Raw genomic sequence first — 2,821 nt, forward strand, 5'->3', positions numbered from 1 at the left:
GTTGCTCGAGAAAGGCGGCTGCGTTGATGGACGCAACGGGCAAGGGTATAGCTAGCACATCGGCGTGGGCTGTATAAAGCGTGGAAAATCTGCTAATAAGCGAAGTGTGTACTGAGCGGATGTATAACGCGAGCGTTCATACACACGCCCAGCGCACACTTCGGAGTCAAGCAGATCCCTCTTGGTGGGTCGTCCGGCGGTGGGCATGGAGACCTTCCGGCTTCCCCCGCCCCCTTTCCCGTTCAACGCGTCGCTGGAGCACACTCGCCGCCTTACGGCGTCAAGGTGCTCACCTCCAACGTTGTGCCTCTCATGCATAAGCTCGATTGGCAGCCTGAGGAAGAACATCGATGAGAGCAGCTCGCCGTCAGCCTTCTGCAACGATCGGCCTACTTGGCGCTGCGCGGCGACCCGGCCAATGCCGTGTAAATACCCAGGCCTATGAACACGCCGCCTCCGAGGCGGCGACCTAATCGGCCCACCCCTTTACCGTGCAGGACGGGTGCAACCACGGCGGCGGCGAAAGCGTAGGCGCTGTCTGTCACGGCAGCGATTGCCACGAAGAGGAAACCAAGCATCACTCCCTGAAGCATCGGCGGCGCCTCTGGGCTCAGAAACTGGGGCAGGAACGCGGCAAAGAATACAGTGGTCTTGGGATTGAGCAGGGCAACCACGAAACCTTCATGGAACACGCGACCCAGTGGTGAGGCGGCAGTGGTGGGGACAGCGCGCTCGGCCGGGGGAGAACGGAGCATTTGTACACCCAGGTAAATGAGGTAGAGAGCGCCAGCATACTTGACCATGGAGAAGGCCAGGGACGAGACCGAAAACAATGCGGCAAGGCCGACCGATGCAGCGATGGCGTTGCCAAGGTTGCCGAGCGCGACGCCGGCTACCGACACCAAGCCGAAACGGCGGCCCTGCACGAGACTGCGTGTAACGATGTAGAGCACACCGGGGCCTGGTGTGACCGCGAGGACAAAGCTCGCCACAAGAAATGCGGAGAACAGCGGCCAAGGTGGAAATAGATCGGTCATTGCGACAACCTTGAATGATGTTCCACCATCCTCGGAACGGGAAGTTCGGGATGACGGTGGCGGTCGGGAAGCAGTCGTACCAACCAGGGGTACAGGTTGTGCCGCTGCGTGACCACACGCCTAATCCGGAAAACGAGAAAAGGGTCAGGTATTTCTACCTAACCCTTCACCTTGATTCTATTGGCGCGCCCGGAGCGATTCGAACGCCCGACCCCTTGGTTCGTAGTTAGGTACAGTGGCTTTTTTTGACACTTCCTGAAACATCCTGAACGCCTCAAAAAAATGTAACTTGTTGTTCTAGTATAAAAACTCGTCTATACTGTGTCTCAAGGGGTGTCAAGGAATGCCGCACTGAATCAATCCAACTTGTACCCTGACTTGTACCCGGAGAGGTCCCGAAGGGAATATCTTCACAAAGGGAGTGTACAACATGGGCAAGTACAACGTGAAAAGTCTTGAAGCTGCTGCCGCCAAGGTCGTTACGGGGGAACGATACTTGTCTGACGGCGATGGGTTATATCTGCGGGTTCGCGCAGGGGAAGCGAGGCAGGTTTGGTTCTACCGCTACACCATGAACGGACAACCCCGAAAGATGCAACTTGGCGTGTACGGCGACATGGGCCTAGCTGCTGCGCGAGTCGGGGCAAATGAGCTATCAGCCATGCGTCGTCAAGGTATAGATCCTGTTCTGGCTAAAGAGGCCGAAGAAGCGGCTAAGGCAGCAGCCACGATTGCGGCGGCTGCAGCAGCGGCAAAGGTTGCTGCCCGGCTTACAGTACGGGCCTTGCTTGATCGGTGGCAGGCTGACTATCTCTCGCACAAGCGCAAAGATGGGGGTGCCGAGATACGGCGTTCGTTCGGCAAGGATGTTCTGCCAGTACTGGGCGCGGTTCCTGCTGAGGACGTGACCCGAGGCATGGTGGCTGCCTTGCTGGATAGCGTCGTTCGTCGGGGATCGCCGGTCATTGCCAATTACTTGCTTGCCGACATGAACCAGATGTTCAACTTTGCAAAGGCCAGACAGATCATTGAGGCGAACCCTTGCGATGGATTGAACAAAGCTCAGTTTGGCGGCGCGAAAGTTGAACGTGACCGCGTTCTGAGCGAAGCGGAAATCAGGGAGCTACGCGCCAAGATTCCAGAGGCGAAACTCCAGAAGCGCACAGAAGCCGCGCTATGGATCATGCTGGCCACTGGCTGCCGGGTAGGGGAAATCAGCCAAGCACGTTGGTCTGCTGTCGATCTGGAGGGGAAGGTCTGGACGATTCCTTCCGATGTTGCCAAGAATGCCAAGGAGCACCGCATCTATCTGTCAGATTTTGCCGTCAAGTGGTTCGAAGTGCTCAAGCCAACGTCGGGGAATTCTCAGTGGGTGTTCCCCGCAGAAAACAAGGAGGACAGCCATGTGTGCGTGAAAAGCATCACGAAACAGATCGGTGACAGGCAGCGCGAAGGCGCGCCGATGCAGAACCGTAGTTTGGCTGTCGCGTCGTTGAAACTGACTGGCGGCGATTGGACGCCCCATGACTTGCGGCGAACGGCGGCAACACTGGCCGGCGAGCTTGGAACGCCCCCCTACGTGATTGAGAGGATGCTGAACCATCAGCAGAGGAACCCGCTTGAGCGCATCTATCAGCGGCAATCGTTGGAAGCGGAACAGCGGAAAGGCTGGCGGCTGCTAGGGGAACGGCTCGAACTGCTGACCAGCGGCGCATCAAACGTGGTCACGCTCAAGCGTACAACTTGATATACGGCGCCTGGCTCGCGGCGATCTGATCGAGAAG

General features: G+C 57.8%; 2 protein-coding genes. One reads left to right on the forward strand and one right to left on the reverse strand.

What is annotated here, in order from left to right; translation table 11 throughout:
• Nucleotides 1-389: 389 nt before the first annotated feature.
• Nucleotides 390-1,037 carry a LysE family translocator gene (locus AW06_RS19435; protein WP_034953813.1) on the reverse strand — a complete coding sequence of 216 codons (648 nt, stop codon included), beginning with the start codon at nt 1,035-1,037 and terminating at the stop codon, nt 390-392.
• A gap of 430 nt (nt 1,038-1,467) precedes the next feature.
• On the opposite strand from AW06_RS19435, the gene AW06_RS19440 reads away from it, so the two are divergent.
• A complete protein-coding gene (locus AW06_RS19440) occupies nt 1,468-2,784 on the forward strand; it encodes a site-specific integrase (RefSeq protein WP_034953817.1) in 1,317 nt (438 codons plus the stop codon).
• Nucleotides 2,785-2,821: the final 37 nt, after the last annotated feature.

The sequence above is a fragment of the Candidatus Accumulibacter cognatus genome (genome assembly GCF_000584975.1).
GTDB lineage: Bacteria > Pseudomonadota > Gammaproteobacteria > Burkholderiales > Rhodocyclaceae > Accumulibacter > Accumulibacter cognatus.

Coding starts and splice junctions, on each gene's coding strand:
- AW06_RS19440 (WP_034953817.1), top strand. CDS start 1,468: ATGGGCAAGTACAACGTGAAAAGTCTTGAAGCTGCTGCCGCCAAGGTC.
- AW06_RS19435 (WP_034953813.1), bottom strand. CDS start 1,037: ATGACCGATCTATTTCCACCTTGGCCGCTGTTCTCCGCATTTCTTGTG.